This window comes from Nocardia sp. NPDC058666 (assembly GCF_042714895.1).
GTDB lineage: Bacteria > Actinomycetota > Actinomycetes > Mycobacteriales > Mycobacteriaceae > Nocardia.
Genome location: NZ_JBHXRY010000003.1, coordinates 404190 through 420814, shown reverse-complemented (window position 1 = coordinate 420814; position 16625 = coordinate 404190). Strand labels below are relative to the sequence as shown.

Genomic DNA, 16625 nt, shown 5'->3' with positions numbered 1-16625 from the left:
GTCGATACAATCGGCCACATGACGTCCCTGGACATGCCCGTCGTACGCGACCCAGCAACTCCCCGCGTCGACGCACTGGCCGTCGACGACGCCACCACCTACTCCGAATGGTTCGCCTGCCTCGCCGACCCGACACGCATCCAGCTGCTGCACCTGGTAGCCACCCGCCCGACCGGAATCACCGTGCGCGAACTGACCGCCGCCCTGTCCATCACCCAGCCCACGGTCTCGCACCACGTGCGCAAACTGGCCGAAGTCGGTTTCGTCACCACTCACAAGAGCGGAACCTCCACCGTGGTCGCGGTCAACCCGACCTGCTGCACGGGACTGCCCCACGCCGCCGACGCAGTGATGGGTGTGCTCGCGCCACGACCCTGCTGCCCGACCGATCTGCCCGCTGACGTGGCAGTTCGGGCGATGCGCGACGACGACTGGGACGCGGTCCTGCGGATCTACGGCGAAGGCATCGCCACGGGACTTGCCACCTTCACCACCGAAGTCCCCAGCCGCGAAACCCTCGAAGCGCAATGGTTGCCCGACCATCGCTGGGTCGCCGAAATCGACGGCGCGGTCGTCGGCTGGGCCAACCTGAGCCCGACTTCCGCACGCGACTGCTACGCCGGTGTCGTGGAGAACTCGGTCTACGTCGGCGACGGAATGCGCGGACGCGGCGTCGGCAAGTCGCTGCTGCGCACCCAGGTCATGGCCGCCGACGACGCGGGCCTGTGGACGCTGCAAAGCGCGATCTTCCCCGAGAACCGCGCCAGCATCGCCCTGCATCACTCGGCCGGATTCCGAACCGTGGGACTGCGCGAGCGCATCGCCCAGCTGGACGGCGTGTGGCGCGACACCGTTCTGCTCGAACGCCGCAGCGCGAACTCCTGACACCGTTCACCAGACGTTTGCTTGCGCATTGATTCGATATACGTCAATATCGAGGAATGTCTAAGTCGGAGCTGAATCTGACACCGGTCGCCGCCTGTGCCGCGGAGCCGGTCGTCCGCGATCCGCTGACCCCCGCCGAGGCGGTCGAACTGGCCGCGGTGTTCAAAGCACTGTCGGACCCGGTGCGCCTTCGACTGCTGTCGCTGGTCGCCAGCCGCGCGGGCGGGGAGGCGTGCGTGTGCGACATCTCCGACGGTGTCGACGTCAGCCAACCGACCATCTCGCACCACCTCAAAGTGCTGCGCGAAGCCGGACTGCTCACCAGTGAGCGCCGCGCGTCGTGGGTGTACTACCGCGTCGTGCCCGAATCATTCGCCCGCGTCTCGAGCGCGCTGATCACCGAGAGTTCCCACGCATGAGCACCACCACCGCCGACCAACCACCCGTTGTCGGCAAACTTTCCACGCTCGACCGATTCCTGCCGCTGTGGATAGGCGCAGCCATGCTGGCCGGAATCCTGTTGGGGCGCATTGTCCCCGGCCTCGACGACGTACTCGGCGCGATCGAGATCGACGGTGTTTCGCTGCCGATCGCGATCGGCCTGCTGATCATGATGTACCCGGTACTGGCCAAGGTCCGCTACGACCGCCTCGACTCGGTCACCGGAGACCGCAAGCTGCTGATCGGCTCGCTGGCATTGAACTGGATCCTGGGCCCGGCGCTGATGTTCGCGCTGGCCTGGGTCTTCCTGCCCGACCTGCCCGAATACCGCACCGGTTTGATCATCGTGGGTTTGGCGCGCTGTATCGCCATGGTCATCATCTGGAACGACCTGGCCTGCGGTGATCGCGAGGCCGCCGCGGTGCTGGTGGCGTTGAACTCGGTGTTCCAGGTGTTCATGTTCGCCGTGCTCGGCTGGTTCTACCTGTCGGTGCTGCCGGGTTGGCTGGGCTTGGAACAGACCACCATCGACACCTCGCCGTGGCAGATCGCCAAGTCGGTGCTGATCTTCCTGGGCATCCCGCTGGTCGCCGGTTACCTGTCGCGTCGCCTGGGCGAACGGGCCAAGGGCCGCGACTGGTACGAGTCGAAGTTCCTGCCCAAGATCGGCCCGTGGGCGCTGTACGGGTTGCTGTTCACGATCGTGGTGCTGTTCGCGCTGCAGGGCAAGCAGATCACCTCCCACCCGCTCGACGTCGCCCGCATCGCCCTGCCGCTGCTGGTGTACTTCGCGGTGATGTGGGGTGGCGGGTACGCGCTGGGCGCGGTCATGGGCCTGGGTTACGCGCGGACGACCACGCTGGCTTTCACCGCCGCGGGCAACAACTTCGAACTCGCCATCGCCGTCGCGATCGCCACCTACGGTGCCACTTCGGGTGAAGCGCTGGCCGGTGTGGTCGGGCCGCTGATCGAGGTCCCGGTACTGGTCGGGTTGGTCTACGTGTCGCTCGCTTTGCGCAAACGCTTCGCCGACCCCGCTCGCCCGGTCGGAGATCCCGCATGAGCTCGGTGCTGTTCGTCTGTGTGAAAAACGGCGGAAAATCGCAGATGGCAGCGGGTTTGATGCGCCACCTGGCCGGTGACCGAGTCCAGGTGCACTCCGCGGGCACCCGCCCCGGTGCCGCGGTGAACGAACTCTCCGCGGAGTCACTGCGCGAAATCGGCGTCGACATCACCGGTGAGTCACCCAAACCCATCGACCCAGACTTGCTGCGCAGCGTCGACCTGGTGGTCACCCTCGGCAGCGAAGCGCAGGTCGAACCCGTTCCTGGTGTGCGAATCATCAACTGGGACACCGACGAACCTTCCGAACGCGGTATCGACGGCATCGAACGGATGCGCCTGGTGCGCGACGACATCGAAACCAGGGTTCGGCACCTGCTCGCCGACCTCACCAGCTGAAAGGCATTGCCTCCCATGACAACCAAGCCCAGCGTGCTGTTCGTGTGCGTGCACAACGCAGGCCGTTCCCAGATGGCCCAAGGGTTCCTGACCCACCTCGCCGGTGACGACATCGAGGTCCGTTCCGCAGGCAGCGCGCCCGGCAACGCCCTCAACCCCGCCGCGGTCGAGGCGATGGCCGAACTCGGCATCGACATCACCGCCCAGTCCCCCAAAATCCTCACCCCCGACGCGGTCGAAACCTCCTCGGTCGTGATCACCATGGGCTGCGGCGACGCCTGCCCGTACTTCCCCGGTGTGGATTACCGCGACTGGAAGCTCGAGGATCCCGCGGGCAAGGGCGTGGAATCGGTGCGGCCGATTCGCGACGAGATCAAGAAGCGCATCGAAGACCTGATCGCCGAACTGCTGCCTGCGCGCGCCTGAGCGTTCTGTGGGACACGGCTTCCGCCCCGACCGCTGAGACGCGGTCGGGGCGGTGCTGTATCGAGCGGCATGTGAACTACACCGAGGCACCCTGCCCGACGATCACACTGCCGTACAGCGTGCGCGCGACAATCCGCACGGTCTCCGAGTTGCCCTGCGGGTCAACCGGTTCCGTCAGATTCTGCACGTTGCCGCCCATGGCATCGGCTTCCAGCCGCGCCGCACTGCCACGGCGCACACCCACCTCCAGGTCACCCATGGACGTCTCCAGGCGCAGGACCCCGCGCGTGGCCTCGTCGACGCGAATGTTGCCCTTGGCGGTTTTCGCGGACACGGAGGCGCCCGGATTCTCGACCACGATGTCGCCGGCGGAGACCTCGAGATCGCACTGGCCGAACTCGCCGACGCTCACCAGTCGACCCATGGCCAGGGTCGCGTCGAGCGCGGAGCCGGTCGGTACCTCCACGGTCACCGAGATCGTCGGCTTCCCGCTGAACGGCTTCCACGACTTCGGTGTTTCGACCTTCAGCGCGCCGTCGACGAAATCGACCTGAACCTCTTGCGCCGCACGCACATCCGCCTTGTTGGCTGCGTCGGCCGGACGAACGTCGACGACGGAGTCGAGCCGGTCGGAGGCGATCACGGTGACCTCACCGCAGGGCACATCAACGGTGACGGCGATCGGCTGGGGCGTCTGGAAAGTGGACATTTGAACTCCTAGGTTGCGGTGTCTATACGTAGAGGTATACGTACATTGCGTGCCCTCACTATAAGTAGATGTATACGTATAGCGCAACCCCTGATTTCCGAACGCACCCCGAAGCAGTCCTAAGGTGCCGCCAACCTGGCGATATCGGGGGCGTACACGGTCATCCAGTGCGGCCGCAGCCGGTAGTACACGACCTCGTTGTCCCAAACGAACGCGTCATCGCCGTAGAACTCCTTGAAGTACGCAAGCACTTCCGACCAGTCCGCAGCAGGCTCGCCGCCCAGCGGATTGAGGATCTCGGCCGTGCCGTGCGTGAACACCCCCAAACTCTCACCACGCATGTGCGCAACACTCACCGCCGGCCGCGCAGCAATGTGACGCGCCTTCGCTGCCGTGCGCGCCGTCCCGAAATACCAACGCCCCCACAGGAAATGCCCGTCCACCCCACTGATCCGCGGCTCACACCTCGCCGTCACAGTCGACAGCGCCAACGTGCACATCCCAGTGAGCACCCCCGCAAGTTCCGCCGCAGTCAACGTGTTCTCGTCATCGATGATCGACCGCAGATGCGCCGAAGCACCCCCGCGCGAGGAGTCGAGCAGTTCCTGAAGCTCAGCGAGGTCTTCCGAAGTTTCCCGCAAGGAGTGCCCTATCTATCCGTGGGTTGGTGAACCGACGAATCCATCCTCGACCAGAAACCTGACATCTCCTGTCATCTTTCGCCCAGGCGAGCCGTTGTCAGAGCGCGAGCATTGCGGTGGCGACTTGGTCAGCCGCCGCGTGACGCAGAGCGGTGCCCATGTTGTCTAGGACCAGCAGACGGGCCTTGGGGATTTCGTTGGCAAGGGCCTCGCCGTTGCCGACGGGGAAGAACGGGTCGGCGCGGCCGTGGACTACGAGCGTGGGTGTGTCGAGGTCACGCAGACGCTCGCGCCAACGCGGGGCACAGTCGATGCGTGAGAACACCATGGCGAGTTGATTCGCCTGGTGGACTGCGGGATCGTCCGACGGTGTGCGGTCCCAGATTCGAGCGGCGGTCGTTCGGGCCTGGTCCGGGTCGTTGCCCATCAGTTCGGCTGCCTGGGCGGCGAACTCCGCGACAGCGTCCCGATCCGTCCAGTCCGGGCGCGGACGGGAGAACACCGCGCCCATGACCGTCGAGTCGTGGTCAGGCAGGTCCGGATCGACCATGCCCGGTGCCACCGCTCTGGTGCCGACCAGGGTCAGTGCGGCGAACAGGTCCGGGTGGTCCAGCGCGGCGACCTGAGCGACCATTCCGCCGACGCCGATTCCGCCGAGGTGGGCGGTTTCGGCACCGAGCACCTCGACCAGCGCGGCCGCATCGGCGACGAGATCGCGCAGGTCGTAGGCCGGATTCTGCGGATCACGGGTCGTCGATTCGCCGCAGTCACGCAGGTCGTACCGAACCACGCGCCGCCCGCCCGATGCGAGCCGCTCGCACAGCGCATCGGGCCAGGACAGCATCGTCGGGCCGCCGACCAGCAGGACCAGGGGGTCGTCTTCGTGCCCGAAGCTTTCGATCCCGAGATCTACACCATTCGCCCGCACCGAGGTCATGCCTGAACTCCTGCCTGTCGGTAGCCCCCACAGATACGGACGACGGGTCGACCCGAAACTCATCGGTGCGACCGAAGACCGGCCCTATGCGGAGCCCACCTCGCAAACCAACATCTCGTTGCCACCTACCTGAAACTCATATTCCACCTGCACAATTCGGCTCTGAGTGCCCGATCGAGACAGGTCGGCGCGCAACTCCTCGAGCTGCGGGTACCGCGCCGACGAACCGACCGGCATCAACGGGAACAGCCGGACCTCGGCGGTTGCGACGCGCACGAGCTCGGTGATCGCCTGGCGATGGAAGTCGTAGTCCAGGTCGTCGGCGTAGCTGAACAGCAGATGCGAGCTCAGTACGAGCTCGAAGCTGTTGTCGGAGAACGGCAGAGCCGGGAGTCTGCCCGCGATATAGCGCTGCGGACAACTGCGACTGTGAGCCACGAATTGCTCTACGGATTGATGCCGGGCACGCCGGTGATCATCCGGGTCCGCGAAGAACGTCCAGCGATACTTGTCCGCCCGCTCACGGATATACCGGTTGCCCCGGTCCGCCTCAGCCATCGCCGCAGCAGCCACCCGCTCGATACCACGGTCGAAATAGGCGATGTCGCAAGCAGTTACATCACCACCCCGGCCCGAAACCTCGGCAGTGAACCCCGCCGCCCCACCCGGACAGTCCAAAATCCTGCGCCCTAGATCCTCCTCGGTGAGCGCGAACATCGCCCGATACTCCGCGAGCGACCGAGAGCTGACGAGAATCTCGCCGATCCCACCGGTTCCGATAGCGGTCATGTCTATTCCTTCCATTCAGGGGACCACCCCGGGACCGGAACAGACGTCGTCACAACACATCTGGCCACCCACAGGGCGGCCGCGCACAACTCGGTCAGCCGCTAGGTCAACGGCCACCACAGTCGCGCGATCATCATCACCCGGCGATTAGACCACCTGAACGCACCCCTCAGCACGCGAATTTCGCCTGCATAGCGGATCATATGGCGGTGAATCAAGATCTATTGAGGGCTCGAGCGGCGGAATTCGCCGGCAAACTCGAGGTACGGACACCGCAGGTGAAGGTGGCCCGCTTGCCGCGGTGCTGGTTTCCGGATGGGGTGTGGACTCGAGCGCTCGTATGGCAGCCGGTCGTGGCGATCGGTGCCGGATATGACGACTTGACCGAGGCGGAGCAGGAAGCCGCGCTCGCGGCCGCCGTCGTGCGCGCGGATATGGTCAGGGTGTCGATGTGGAAGTACGCCGTCGCGTTCCTCCTGCTGAGCGTGCCTGTTTTCGCGGTCGAGCTCGCGCTGTTCGAAATGTCGGTGTCGATCGTTCCGAACCTCACCATCGTCTTGACGCTGTTCACGGTTGCCTATCTCGGGAGCATGGCAGTCTGGTCCAGGCGCATAATCCACCGCGCGGACGCACACCTGGCAACAGTGCTGGGACGCGAATTCCTCAACCCGCTCTTCGACCTCGAACGCCGCGCCCGGTACCAACGTCGTGGCCTGTTCGGCGCCTTCTGGAGCCTGACCAGCCCCGACGAAACCCGCCGCGAACAAGCCATCTCCTACCTGGACAACCGCCCGGTCCCGGCGGCCGCCTGACATGCCTACCGACGAACTGACAGCCGACCCGGACGAACGGCAGATCGCGCGCTACGAATGCTCGTGCTGCAACGAGCCGATCGAGCGGACCTGGAACATGATCTTCCGCGACGGCGACGCCTACGCCGCGTACTTCGCCAACAGCTATCACCACGCGGATCAGGATCACGACACCTGGATCGACGTCATCCTCGGCACCTGGGGCGCCGAAACCGCCGACGACCACGTGACTTTCGGTTGCCGCGTCGGGCCGGTGCAGAACAGTCCGGCCCCGGCGGCAAGTCTCGTCCAGGCATGTCTGGACGGATCCGCCGATGAAGTCCACGGTGTGGTGCTCTCGCGCGAGGACGGGCTCGTTCATCCTCGCCTGCGAGAGTTTTGGGCAGTCGTCGACTTCGTCCTGGCCAACGACCCAACCGTCACCGGTCACCTTTACAGGTGAGCAGGAGGGGGTCATCAGGCAGCATGACCCCCTCCTGCTCACCCGAGTGGACTGTGCCCCAATAGAACTCGCCCGCTGAACCGAGTCTGCTTCGCGCGGGGCAGTGGGTGGAATTGGACCCCGTGGATGTCTCGGTAGAGGCGTTCGAGGTCGCAGGAGCGGGAATAGCCTGCGCCGCCGGTGGTTTCGATGGCCAGGCGCAGGGTGGTGATGAGGGCGTCGGCGGCTACGGTTTTGCGGCTCAGGGTGTGGGCGGCGTAGGTGTCGGTGTTGGGGAAGGTGAGGTTGGCGGCGTCGGTGAACATGGCGGTGACGAGGTCTTCGGCGGTGGTGTGGGCGTTGAGCATCTCGCCTGCGGATTGGATGGTGTGGGGTTCGGTGCGGCCCTGCATCAGGTGGGCGGTGAGGTCTACGGCGGCGTCGGCCACGCCGAGGTACGCGGCCAGGATCAGTGGGAGTGCCGCTCCGAGAACCACATTGAGCACCGGCGGCCATGGACCGGCGGGGCGGGTCAGGGAGATCGCGGCTTCGGGGACGAACACGTTGTCGAGCACGACCGTGTGCGATCCGCTGGCGCGCAGGCCGAACGAGTCCCAGGTCTTGTCGATGCTCACGCCGTCGGCGGTCAGCGGGATCGCGAAGTGCAGTACCTCGGCGTCGAAACGCACGCTGGTGACCAGTACATCGCCGACCTCGCACCCGCTGGCAGGCACCTTGCGCGCACTCACCCGATACCCGCCCTCGACGCGTTCGGCGTGCCCGTTGGATTCGACCCAGTCCGAGGCCCCGGTGCTCACCAGAATCGCCCCGCCCGCCACCTTCGCGAATACCGCCGAGGCGTCGATGCCGTGGTTGTGTCGCCACACCTGCGCGGCCACCAGGTGCGAATGCATCGCGAACGCCACCGCCGTGGACGGGTCGTGCCTGCCCAGTTCACGCAGGATCGCTCCCATCTCCGCATGGGACGCACCCCCACCGCCGAACTCGACCGGCACCAGCGCCGCCGACAGCCCACTGGACCGCAATCGATCGAACGCGGCCACGGAGATTTCGCCGGTGCGGTCCCGTGCGGGGACCTCGGCGCGCAAGGTTTCACCGATCTCGCGGGCCAGCGCAACCCGGTCGGTGCTGGACGTGGTGTCAGAAATTGTGGAAGTCATGTTTCGAAGGTAGGAAGCGCCGCGATAACCAGATAGTCCAGAAAGTGGACTCCCCCGGTCCAGAAGTTGGACCCCGTCGGCGAGGTGACCATGACAAGCCCAACCCCTGGCTACGGCCAGTACTGCCCGATTTCGCGTGCCCTGGACGTGCTCGGCGAACGGTGGTCGCTGCTGATCCTGCGCGACCTGTTCGTGGGCACGACCCGTTTCAACGACCTCGCGCGCGGCCTGCCGGGTCTGTCGCGCAGTTTGCTCGCCAAGCGTCTGCGCCAGTTCGAACGGGCCGGGCTCATCGAGAAACTCGGCACCGAGTACCTGCTCACCGAGGCGGGCAGGCAGCTCGAACCGATCCTGTTCAGGCTGGGCGAGTGGGGCGCGCGGTGGACGTTCGGCGCACCGCAGGACGAGGAACTGGATGCGGCACTGCTGGTGTGGTGGATGCACGGCCGGGTCGACACCTCCATGCTGCCAGGTCGACGGCAGGTGCTGCAGGTGCGATTCACCGATGACGTGCGCAGGTTCTGGATCGTGGTCGAGGCCGCGGTGCCGTCGGTGTGCGAGACCGACCCCGGCTATCCGGTCGACGTGATCATCGACGCCGATGTCGCCGGCCTGTACGAAGTGTGGCTGGGGCGGATGCCGCTGACCCACGCGCAGCGCACCGGCCGGGTCACCTTCACCGGGCCGCCCGCGCTCACTCGACGGATGCCCGCGGTGTTGAAACTGAGCCCGGTGGCTGGGTATGTCGCTGAATCCGTGCGGCCCGCCCGCGCGTCGTAACACGAAAAGTCGGGGGCCGCAGGGCACCTTTACCTGGAGTCATGAACTGCAGGGAACAAAACGTGGTAGTAATCACTACATGCCGTGTCATGTTGGCAACCGCCGTAACCAAAACGTTAGGGTTCAAGCATGGGACGTACCGGAGCAGCAACCACACAACCGGACGAACCGAGTGTTCCTCTCCCCCAGCAACATCCGGCACGTCTGGAACTAGTCGGCGAATCGCCCGAAGCCACGCAGGCGCAGCCCGAAGCGGTCGACGACCACTTCCCGCGCCTGGGCGACACCAGTTTCCTCACCGGCGCGGCCCGTCATCGCCTGGCCGCCTACATCCACACCCAGCTCGCCGAACTCGAGGAAATGCCGTGACGTCGCGCCGGTGACTAGGCTGAATAGCCAGCAGTCATCGACGACAGACTGATTCACGCGAGGAGTGGCGAGGGTGAGCGACGCATCGGTCGTGCTTCCTGAACAGGTGCGGACCGAACTGCGCCGGGGAGTGCGCAGCGTTCTTGTCGACACCGCCGCATTGCGCCTGGTCCGCGAACGTTTCGACGACAACCAGGCAGGCGCGCTTCGTCGCTACCTGGAAGCCTCGCAGTCGGCGAACACCTTGCGCGCCTACCGCACCGACTGGATCGCCTGGGCCGGATGGTGCGCGGTCGAACAGCGGCAAGCACTTCCGGCGGACCCCCTGGATGTGGCCGTGTACCTGGCCGCTTCCGCGGACGCGCGACGCGACACCGGCGCTTGGGCATTCAGCCCGGCGACCCTGGATCGCAAGTCCGCCGCCATCGCGGCTGTGCATGCCGCCAACGGACTTCTCTCGCCCACTCGCTCCGATGTTGTCCGGCTGACTCTGCGCGGCATCCGTCGCACGCGCCGCACCCCGCCGACCCGCAAACGACCGGTCCTGCTGCACACCCTCGACCAACTGCTCGCCGAACTCCCCGCGCCCGGCTGGCCCACCGAACCCGCGCGGCGCAGGGACACTTTGGCACTGTTGGTCGGGTTCGCGGGCGCTCTGCGTCGCAGCGAACTCGCCGGGCTTCGGATCAGCGACGTGCACGCGCGCACCGACCACACCACCGGCGAACCGCTGCTCGTGGTGCACCTTCCCACGACCAAGACCGACCCGACCGGCGTCGCCGAACAGCGCATCGCCCTACCCCGCGGAAAGCACCCGCGCACGTGCCCGATCTGCGCGTACGCGGATTGGGTTCGCCTACTGGAGGTTCACGCGCACGGTGACGTCCGCGCCTGGTTAGACAACAACCTCACCTCCGACATCACGATCCACCGCTGCCACGGATTCACCGGTACCCCACTGAGCGTCGACGAAAACCGACCGCTGTTCCCCACGATCAACCGACACGGCGGCATCGGCGACACGGCACTGTCCGGGCGGGCCGTGGCCGAACTCGTCAAAAGGTATGCCGCCCGCGCCGGTTTGGACCCCGACCTGTTCTCCGGACATTCCCTGCGCGCCGGCTTCGCCACCCAGGCCGCACTCGGCGGCGCCAGCGACCGCGAGATCATGCGCCAGGGCCGGTGGTCCAACCCGCGCACCGTCCACGGCTACATCCGCACCGCGAACCCGCTCGAAGACAACGCGGTCACCAAACTCGGACTCTGATCAGGCGATGCGGTCCAGGCGGAAGATCCGGAACTCGCGACCAGCGGCCAGCTTGTATTCCATCTCGTAGCCGGGCCAGAACTCGACCACCTGATCCCACACGCGCTTCCGTTCCGGATCGTGCACCTGCGCGACGCTGACCGGGAACGCGGAGCTGCCGTTGAAACACGCCGACGCGGTGCCCGCCGCGCGCAGGTTCGCCGACCATGCGGGATGTTCGGGCTTGCCCCAGTTCGAGCCGACCAGGTAGAAACCGTCGCCGTCGGGCACGCACAGCAGCGAGGTGGTGCGCGGCAGGCCCGACTTGCGGCCGACCACGGTGATCTCGATCGATGGCAGGCCGGCCAGGTCGAGAACACCTCGGCGGCCACCGGTGATCCGGCGCAGCAGGCGCTCGGCAGGCAGGACGAATCCGGCGCCGTGCATGGCCCACGGCTGCGCGGCAATGACTCGGGCGAGGCGCTGCGAGGGATTCCAAACCATCCCCGAATCTTGGCTCGAGCGAACCTGATTCGCCCACCCACGACGGGGTGCTGAGAGACAACTCACTCGATCGGCGCGGGCAAGGCCCTTCCCTGTCTGTGCTGGTGAGTTCTCGGTTTGGTGAGAACATGTCGAAGACTGTTGCGCGTGAATGTGGCCGATCGGCGGACACATGTTTAGATGCGCATATCTAGGTAAGCCGATGTATTTTTCAATTTCGACAGCCTCCCAACCCCGCCGCTCCGCGCTATTTCCCCCGCCTGACCATCTCGATGTCGCACACTGGGTCCACTCCCCTTCCTCTAGTCGCCAGGAGTGCCATGCCCTCCCCCACCGGTCGCAGACTCCTCGCCACCCTCGCCATGGTGCTGCTCACGACCAGCACCTCCCCCGCTCTCGCGAGACCACCCGCGCCGGCCCAACTGGCACCGATGGGGCCCGAATTCCTCTGGGGTGTAGCAGCTTCCGGCTTCCAGGCCGAAGGTGATGCGCCGGACAGCAATTGGCGCCGCTATGTCGAATCCGGCAGTACCGCGGACCCGTATCTGAACTCGGTCGACTTCCGCACTCGCTACCGCTCCGACATCGCCTTGGCCGCGAAACTCGGTGTGCGCGTGTACCGCATCGGCATCGAGTGGGCGCGGGTCCAACCGCAACCCGACGTCTGGGACGAAGCGGCGCTCGAGTTCTACGACGATGTGGTCAGCGCGATCACCGAGGCCGGGATGCGGCCGATGCTAACTCTGGATCACTGGGTGTATCCGGGCTGGGCGGCGGACCGCGGCGGCTGGGGCGACCCGGGCATCGTCGCGAACTGGCTGACCAACGCGCGTCGCGTCGTCGACCGGTTCGCCGGCACCGACCCGCTGTGGGTGACGTTCAACGAGCCGACGTTCTATCTGCTCAACGATCTGCGGCACGGCGGGATCGGCATCACCGACGTGCTCACCATGGGCGACCGAATCGCCCAAGCGCACAACAACATCTACGACTACATCCACTCCGTACAGCCCGGCGCCCAGGTCACCAGCAACGTCGCCTACATCCCCGCCGTCGACGACGCGATCAGCGGACCGATGCTGGACCGGATCTCCGCGCGCCTGGACTACATCGGCATCGACTACTACTACGGCCTGTCCCCCACCCAACTGCAGGTCCCCGATCCGGACCGACTGTGGACGATTCCCCTTCAGCCAGAAGGCATCTACTACGCCCTGGACCATTACGCGCGGAAGTTCCCCGGCCGTCCGCTCTACATCGTCGAAAACGGCATCCCCACCGAGAACGGCCGCCCGCGCGCCGACGGCTACACCCGCGCGGATTCGTTGCGCGACACCGTCTACTGGTTGCAGCGCGCGGTCGCCGACGGGATCCCGCTGATGGGTTACAACTACTGGAGCCTGACCGACAACTACGAATGGGGTTCCTACACACCACGTTTCGGCCTCTACACCGTCGACGTGTTGACCGACCCGACCCTGACCCGCACCCCGACCGACGCGGTGGCGGCCTACCGCGCGATCACCGAGGCGGGCGGCGTCGGCCCCGACTACCGACCCACGCGCCCCGTCGCCCCGTGCTCGCTGGTCGACGGGCTCGCCAGTTGCACCGATCCTGTCTCCGTGCCGCGGTAGCGGTTTGACCCAGCGATGTGTGCTCTACACTCGGGCGGGTGTCGAGCGCAGCGTCACGTCCCGACAGTGCCGTGAGCGGCAGGCAAGCCCGATGGCAGCCGCACAACGACAGCCGCCGGGAGCGGATCGTGCTGGCCGCGGTCGAGTTGATCGAGCAGGCACCGGCCGGGGTCGAGGTGCCGATCGTGCAGATCGCCGAGCACGCGGGGCTGGCGAAATCGGTGGTCTACCGGCAGTTCGCCGGCCGCGACGAGCTCGATCGCCGGATCAGAAGCGAGATCGCCGACCGGTTCGTCGCCCAGATCGAGGACTCACTCGACATCGCCGAGGGTTCCATTCACAGCATCCTGGTTCGCACGATCGACGGTGTCGTGAGCTGGATCCAGGACCATCCCCGGTTGCGCGAGTTCCTGCGCACCGGACCGTCGGAGAGCGATCCCGATGTCGACGGGATGAGTGCCCTGATCGCCACCATCGCGGCGTCGACCAGGGCCTTGGTCACCGGACTGGCCGGGGTGGTCGGCGTCACCGACGACACCTCGGTCGACACGATGACCTTCGCCATCGTGTCGATGACCGAGGCCACCGTCACCCGCTGGGCCAACGACCCCGAGCCGGCGCTGACCAGGGACCAACTGATCGAGGAGGTCGCCTCCTACGCCTGGCACGTGGTCGACGGCGTCGCGCGCCGCCACGGCCTGACGCTGGATCCCGATCAGCAGCTGACCGAGATCATCACGCAACTGATCGCCGGTACCTGAAACCTCAGGCGGCGTGCCGCGCGCTGCGTTCGGGTTCGCTGCGATACCGCGACACCGGTCCGTCGACGCCGAGCTTGCGCCACAACCACTTGGCCGTGGGGTTCATCAGTTCCAGGTCGTACGCCAGTTTGCGCATGTCGCCGAAGTAGCCCGACAGGATCTTGCGGGAGTGGTCGGACTTCCAGAACGCCTGCTCGATCACCTCGTCGGGAATCCCGAACTCACGCCCGAACGACTTCCCCGGCGCCATGATCTCCCCGGCCAACCAGCGCATCGCGATCGGGAAGGCCACCGAGCACACGCCACGATTGAACTTGCCCATCCGCGCGACGTGCGCGGCGAGGAAGTCACCGGCGAAGGAGATGTGCCGCGCCTCCTCGGCGATGTGAATCTGCATGGTGCGCAACACCATCGGCGGCATCGACGCGCCCTCGCGGATCAAGGCCTTCTGATAGTGATCGATGGGTTCCTCGCCACCGAGGATGCCGATGAACAGAATCGTGTGCGCGTAACCGCCCGCGACGCCGATCAGCGGTGACAGCGCCCGGAACACCGGTCGCATGCCCGGCACATCGACACCGATCCGGTTGACCAGCTCCTGGAACATCTGGATGTGGTTGCACTCTTCGGTCATCTCGTGCAAGCAGTACCGGAACTCCGGCGAACCATTGGGCAGCTTCATGATGTACTGCATCATCCCGCGGATCAGGATGGATTCGAACGCGGCGCCGACCTTGACCACATTGGCGGTGCGCCATTTGCCGATCGCGATCTGCTTGTCCAGCGGCTGGTCGCGGTACCACTGGGTGGCGCCCAGCGGGTCCGCTTCCGGAGACAGGACCCACCGCACGTCGTTCGGGTCGAGGGCGAGCTCGGGCGAATCCCAATCAATGTCGAGGTAAGGATCGAAATTGCGGTCGACGGACCCCTGCGACAGGGTCGCCAGCGCATCTCGATACTGCTCGGTGATGAATCCACCACGGCTCGATTCGGTCAGCGTCATCGGTGCCTCCTCGGTTCGCGTTCGATGCGCACAACCCTGTTAGCGCTGTCACACCGTTGCCACAAGAGTAACTGAGACTGCCAGTCTCAGACAACCCGTCCAAGGTAACAGTTCGCGACCGCCGTCAGCGGAACGCGTCGGCGTGGCGAGCGGCCCACATGGCGAAAGGCTGCGGTGGGCGGCCGGTGACCTGCTCGACGGTCGGGCGGACAACGGACTCGTCGATGACGCCGGCGACGTAGAAATCGAAGAACGCGTCCACGTACTCCACGGGCGTTGTTTCCAGCAGCTGCGCGCGAGCCTCGTCATCGGTGAGGCCACGGCAGGTCAGCGCACGCCCGGTCACCTCGGCCAGAATCGCCACCTGTTCGGCGGGCGTCAACGCGACAGGGCCTGTGGGCCACAGGATTTCACCGTGATGGCTGTCGGCGCGCAGGACCGTGGCGGCCACCGCACCGAGGTCGTGCGGGTCGAGCGCGGCCGTGCGAACGGTGGGGAACGGCGCGCGGATCTCGTCGCCGTCTCGCAGTTGAGGAAGCCAGCGCAGGGCGTTGGACGCGAAGGCGCACGGTCGCAGGATGGTCCATGCGGCGCCCGAATCGGTGACCTCGTCCTCGGCGGCGACCATGTAGCGAGTGACGGCATTGGAAGTGTCGCGGGTCGCGGCGGACAGGCCCGACAGTTGCACGATGTGCTGCACGCCCGCCTTGGCGGCAGCCTGCGCGACTCCGGGATAGCCGGGTAGCAGGAACACCGCGCGAACCCCGTCGAAGTTCAGTGTCTGCGGTGCGGTGAGGTCGCCCTCGATCGCGTGCGCGCCGCCCGGCAGCACTGCCTTCGCGGGATCACGCACCATCGCCGTGACGGCATCTCCTGTGGAGGCCAAGGCCTGAACAACTTCCGCGCCGACATTTCCGGTCGCGCCTGTTACCAGAATCATGAGCTGAATTGTCGCAGCGCTCAACAGGTTCGGCGCTCGAGCACCTCTGAACAAAAGTTGACTATTCGACGAGCAGAACCACGAGTTGGCGGGCCAATTCGGTGTCACCGAGGCCGCCCTGCCAGATCAGGGGGCGGTGTTTGTCGAGGTCGTCCAGCGCTTCGGGTAGGGAGACGAACACCCGGTCGGCGCGCACGACGCACACTTGCGGCAGGGCCACCGGCGTGGTGGGACCGCCCTGCAGGTCCATGGCCAGTGAGCCGGTCGACGCGTCACCGGCGACCGCGTCGCGCACTATCGCCTCGCCGGGTTCGACCTCGTCCGAGCCCGCGTGCACGACCTTGTGCCCCGGCGCGCTGGCCCAGTGGTCCAGCCAGGCCGGACCGGGTTCGACCGCGGCCAGCACCGTCAGCACGCTCATGCCGTAGAGCACGTCGGCGACCGCGGCGGGCAGGCCCGCGACGTCGACGGTGCGCACCACCGATCCGTGCTCGCGCAACCGTTCGATGAATCCGGCGAGCACTTCCGCGCGCTCGGTCGGGTCCACCACCGCGTGCCGACCGGCGGATCTTCGCAGCGGCACCCGGCGCTCGTCCTCGGGTAGGTCGAGCAGCCCATCACGGACTCGGCGCAAGATCTCCTCGCGGGAATTCACTGGCCGCACCTCCGTTCACACATTCCTCTC

The 16625-nt window shown here is 66.2% G+C and carries 21 protein-coding genes; 12 read left to right on the top strand and 9 right to left on the bottom strand.

Annotated elements, in window-relative coordinates:
• Nucleotides 1-18 precede the first annotated feature (18 nt).
• The 5 genes from ACFWVD_RS11405 to ACFWVD_RS11385 are packed head-to-tail and all read left to right on the top strand — an operon-like array spanning nucleotide 19 to nucleotide 3213.
• Nucleotides 19-885 (top strand): helix-turn-helix domain-containing GNAT family N-acetyltransferase, encoded by an 867-nt coding sequence (locus tag ACFWVD_RS11405; RefSeq protein WP_379241934.1) that lies wholly within the window; start codon nucleotides 19-21, stop codon nucleotides 883-885.
• 56 nt (nucleotides 886-941) lie between these two features.
• Nucleotides 942-1304, top strand: coding sequence for an ArsR/SmtB family transcription factor (locus ACFWVD_RS11400; RefSeq protein WP_379241933.1), 363 nt, complete (start codon nucleotides 942-944; stop codon nucleotides 1302-1304).
• A complete protein-coding gene (arsB, locus tag ACFWVD_RS11395) occupies nucleotides 1301-2389 on the top strand; it encodes an ACR3 family arsenite efflux transporter (RefSeq protein WP_379241932.1) in 1089 nt (362 codons plus the stop codon). Before ACFWVD_RS11400 ends, arsB begins: the two co-directional genes overlap by 4 nt.
• Nucleotides 2386-2787, top strand: coding sequence for a low molecular weight phosphatase family protein (locus ACFWVD_RS11390; RefSeq protein WP_379241931.1), 402 nt, complete (start codon nucleotides 2386-2388; stop codon nucleotides 2785-2787). Before arsB ends, ACFWVD_RS11390 begins: the two co-directional genes overlap by 4 nt.
• A 15-nt stretch (nucleotides 2788-2802) precedes the next feature.
• Nucleotides 2803-3213, top strand: coding sequence for an arsenate reductase ArsC (locus tag ACFWVD_RS11385; RefSeq protein WP_379241930.1), 411 nt, complete (start codon nucleotides 2803-2805; stop codon nucleotides 3211-3213).
• A gap of 76 nt (nucleotides 3214-3289) precedes the next feature.
• On the opposite strand, the gene ACFWVD_RS11380 is transcribed toward ACFWVD_RS11385, so the two are convergent.
• From ACFWVD_RS11380 to ACFWVD_RS11365, 4 genes are all read right to left on the bottom strand, one after another.
• Nucleotides 3290-3922, bottom strand: a complete 633-nt coding sequence (locus ACFWVD_RS11380; protein ID WP_379241929.1) for a GIN domain-containing protein — start codon at nucleotides 3920-3922, stop codon at nucleotides 3290-3292.
• Between the two features lie 119 nt (nucleotides 3923-4041).
• Nucleotides 4042-4563: a pyridoxamine 5'-phosphate oxidase family protein gene (locus ACFWVD_RS11375; RefSeq protein ID WP_379241928.1), complete on the bottom strand. Its 522-nt coding sequence runs from the start codon at nucleotides 4561-4563 to the stop codon at nucleotides 4042-4044.
• Nucleotides 4564-4660: 97 nt separating this feature from the next.
• Nucleotides 4661-5500 carry an alpha/beta fold hydrolase gene (locus tag ACFWVD_RS11370; RefSeq protein WP_379241927.1) on the bottom strand — a complete coding sequence of 280 codons (840 nt, stop codon included), beginning with the start codon at nucleotides 5498-5500 and terminating at the stop codon, nucleotides 4661-4663.
• Nucleotides 5501-5584: 84 nt separating this feature from the next.
• The gene (locus ACFWVD_RS11365) at nucleotides 5585-6217 is read right to left on the bottom strand and encodes a hypothetical protein (protein WP_379241926.1); all 633 of its coding nucleotides are present in this window, start codon (nucleotides 6215-6217) and stop codon (nucleotides 5585-5587) included.
• 281 nt (nucleotides 6218-6498) lie between these two features.
• Here ACFWVD_RS11365 and ACFWVD_RS11360 point away from each other — a divergent pair, with 281 nt between their 5' ends.
• Together ACFWVD_RS11360 and ACFWVD_RS11355 are read left to right on the top strand one after the other, a co-directional pair.
• The gene (locus ACFWVD_RS11360) at nucleotides 6499-7101 is read left to right on the top strand and encodes a hypothetical protein (protein ID WP_379241925.1); all 603 of its coding nucleotides are present in this window, start codon (nucleotides 6499-6501) and stop codon (nucleotides 7099-7101) included.
• 1 nt (nucleotide 7102) lies between these two features.
• Nucleotides 7103-7543, top strand: a complete 441-nt coding sequence (locus ACFWVD_RS11355) for a hypothetical protein (RefSeq protein ID WP_379241924.1) — start codon at nucleotides 7103-7105, stop codon at nucleotides 7541-7543.
• Between the two features lie 38 nt (nucleotides 7544-7581).
• Here ACFWVD_RS11355 and ACFWVD_RS11350 read toward each other — a convergent pair whose 3' ends face one another.
• Entirely contained in the window at nucleotides 7582-8703 is a 1122-nt protein-coding gene (locus tag ACFWVD_RS11350; RefSeq protein ID WP_379241923.1) for an acyl-CoA dehydrogenase family protein, read from the bottom strand.
• Between the two features lie 90 nt (nucleotides 8704-8793).
• Here ACFWVD_RS11350 and ACFWVD_RS11345 point away from each other — a divergent pair, with 90 nt between their 5' ends.
• The 3 genes from ACFWVD_RS11345 to ACFWVD_RS11335 all read left to right on the top strand — a co-directional run bounded on the left by ACFWVD_RS11345 (nucleotide 8794) and on the right by ACFWVD_RS11335 (nucleotide 11119).
• Nucleotides 8794-9483, top strand: a complete 690-nt coding sequence (locus ACFWVD_RS11345; RefSeq protein WP_379241922.1) for a winged helix-turn-helix transcriptional regulator — start codon at nucleotides 8794-8796, stop codon at nucleotides 9481-9483.
• Nucleotides 9484-9612: 129 nt separating this feature from the next.
• On the top strand, nucleotides 9613-9852 hold the full coding sequence (locus tag ACFWVD_RS11340) for a hypothetical protein (protein WP_379241921.1): 240 nt from the start codon (nucleotides 9613-9615) through the stop codon (nucleotides 9850-9852).
• A gap of 73 nt (nucleotides 9853-9925) precedes the next feature.
• Nucleotides 9926-11119, top strand: coding sequence for a site-specific integrase (locus tag ACFWVD_RS11335; protein WP_379241920.1), 1194 nt, complete (start codon nucleotides 9926-9928; stop codon nucleotides 11117-11119).
• Here ACFWVD_RS11335 and ACFWVD_RS11330 read toward each other — a convergent pair whose 3' ends face one another.
• Entirely contained in the window at nucleotides 11120-11602 is a 483-nt protein-coding gene (locus ACFWVD_RS11330; RefSeq protein ID WP_379241919.1) for a nitroreductase family deazaflavin-dependent oxidoreductase, read from the bottom strand.
• A 320-nt stretch (nucleotides 11603-11922) separates the two neighbouring features.
• Here ACFWVD_RS11330 and ACFWVD_RS11325 point away from each other — a divergent pair, with 320 nt between their 5' ends.
• The gene (locus ACFWVD_RS11325; protein WP_379241918.1) at nucleotides 11923-13236 is read left to right on the top strand and encodes a family 1 glycosylhydrolase; all 1314 of its coding nucleotides are present in this window, start codon (nucleotides 11923-11925) and stop codon (nucleotides 13234-13236) included.
• Between the two features lie 38 nt (nucleotides 13237-13274).
• Entirely contained in the window at nucleotides 13275-13997 is a 723-nt protein-coding gene (locus ACFWVD_RS11320) for a TetR/AcrR family transcriptional regulator (protein WP_379241917.1), read from the top strand.
• Nucleotides 13998-14001: 4 nt separating this feature from the next.
• On the opposite strand, the gene ACFWVD_RS11315 is transcribed toward ACFWVD_RS11320, so the two are convergent.
• From ACFWVD_RS11315 to ACFWVD_RS11305, 3 genes are all read right to left on the bottom strand, one after another.
• Nucleotides 14002-15000 (bottom strand): diiron oxygenase, encoded by a 999-nt coding sequence (locus ACFWVD_RS11315; protein ID WP_379241916.1) that lies wholly within the window; start codon nucleotides 14998-15000, stop codon nucleotides 14002-14004.
• Between the two features lie 124 nt (nucleotides 15001-15124).
• Entirely contained in the window at nucleotides 15125-15940 is an 816-nt protein-coding gene (locus ACFWVD_RS11310; protein ID WP_379241915.1) for an NAD(P)H-binding protein, read from the bottom strand.
• Nucleotides 15941-16001: 61 nt separating this feature from the next.
• A complete protein-coding gene (locus ACFWVD_RS11305; RefSeq protein WP_379241914.1) occupies nucleotides 16002-16595 on the bottom strand; it encodes a hypothetical protein in 594 nt (197 codons plus the stop codon).
• Between the last annotated feature and the right edge of the window lie 30 nt (nucleotides 16596-16625).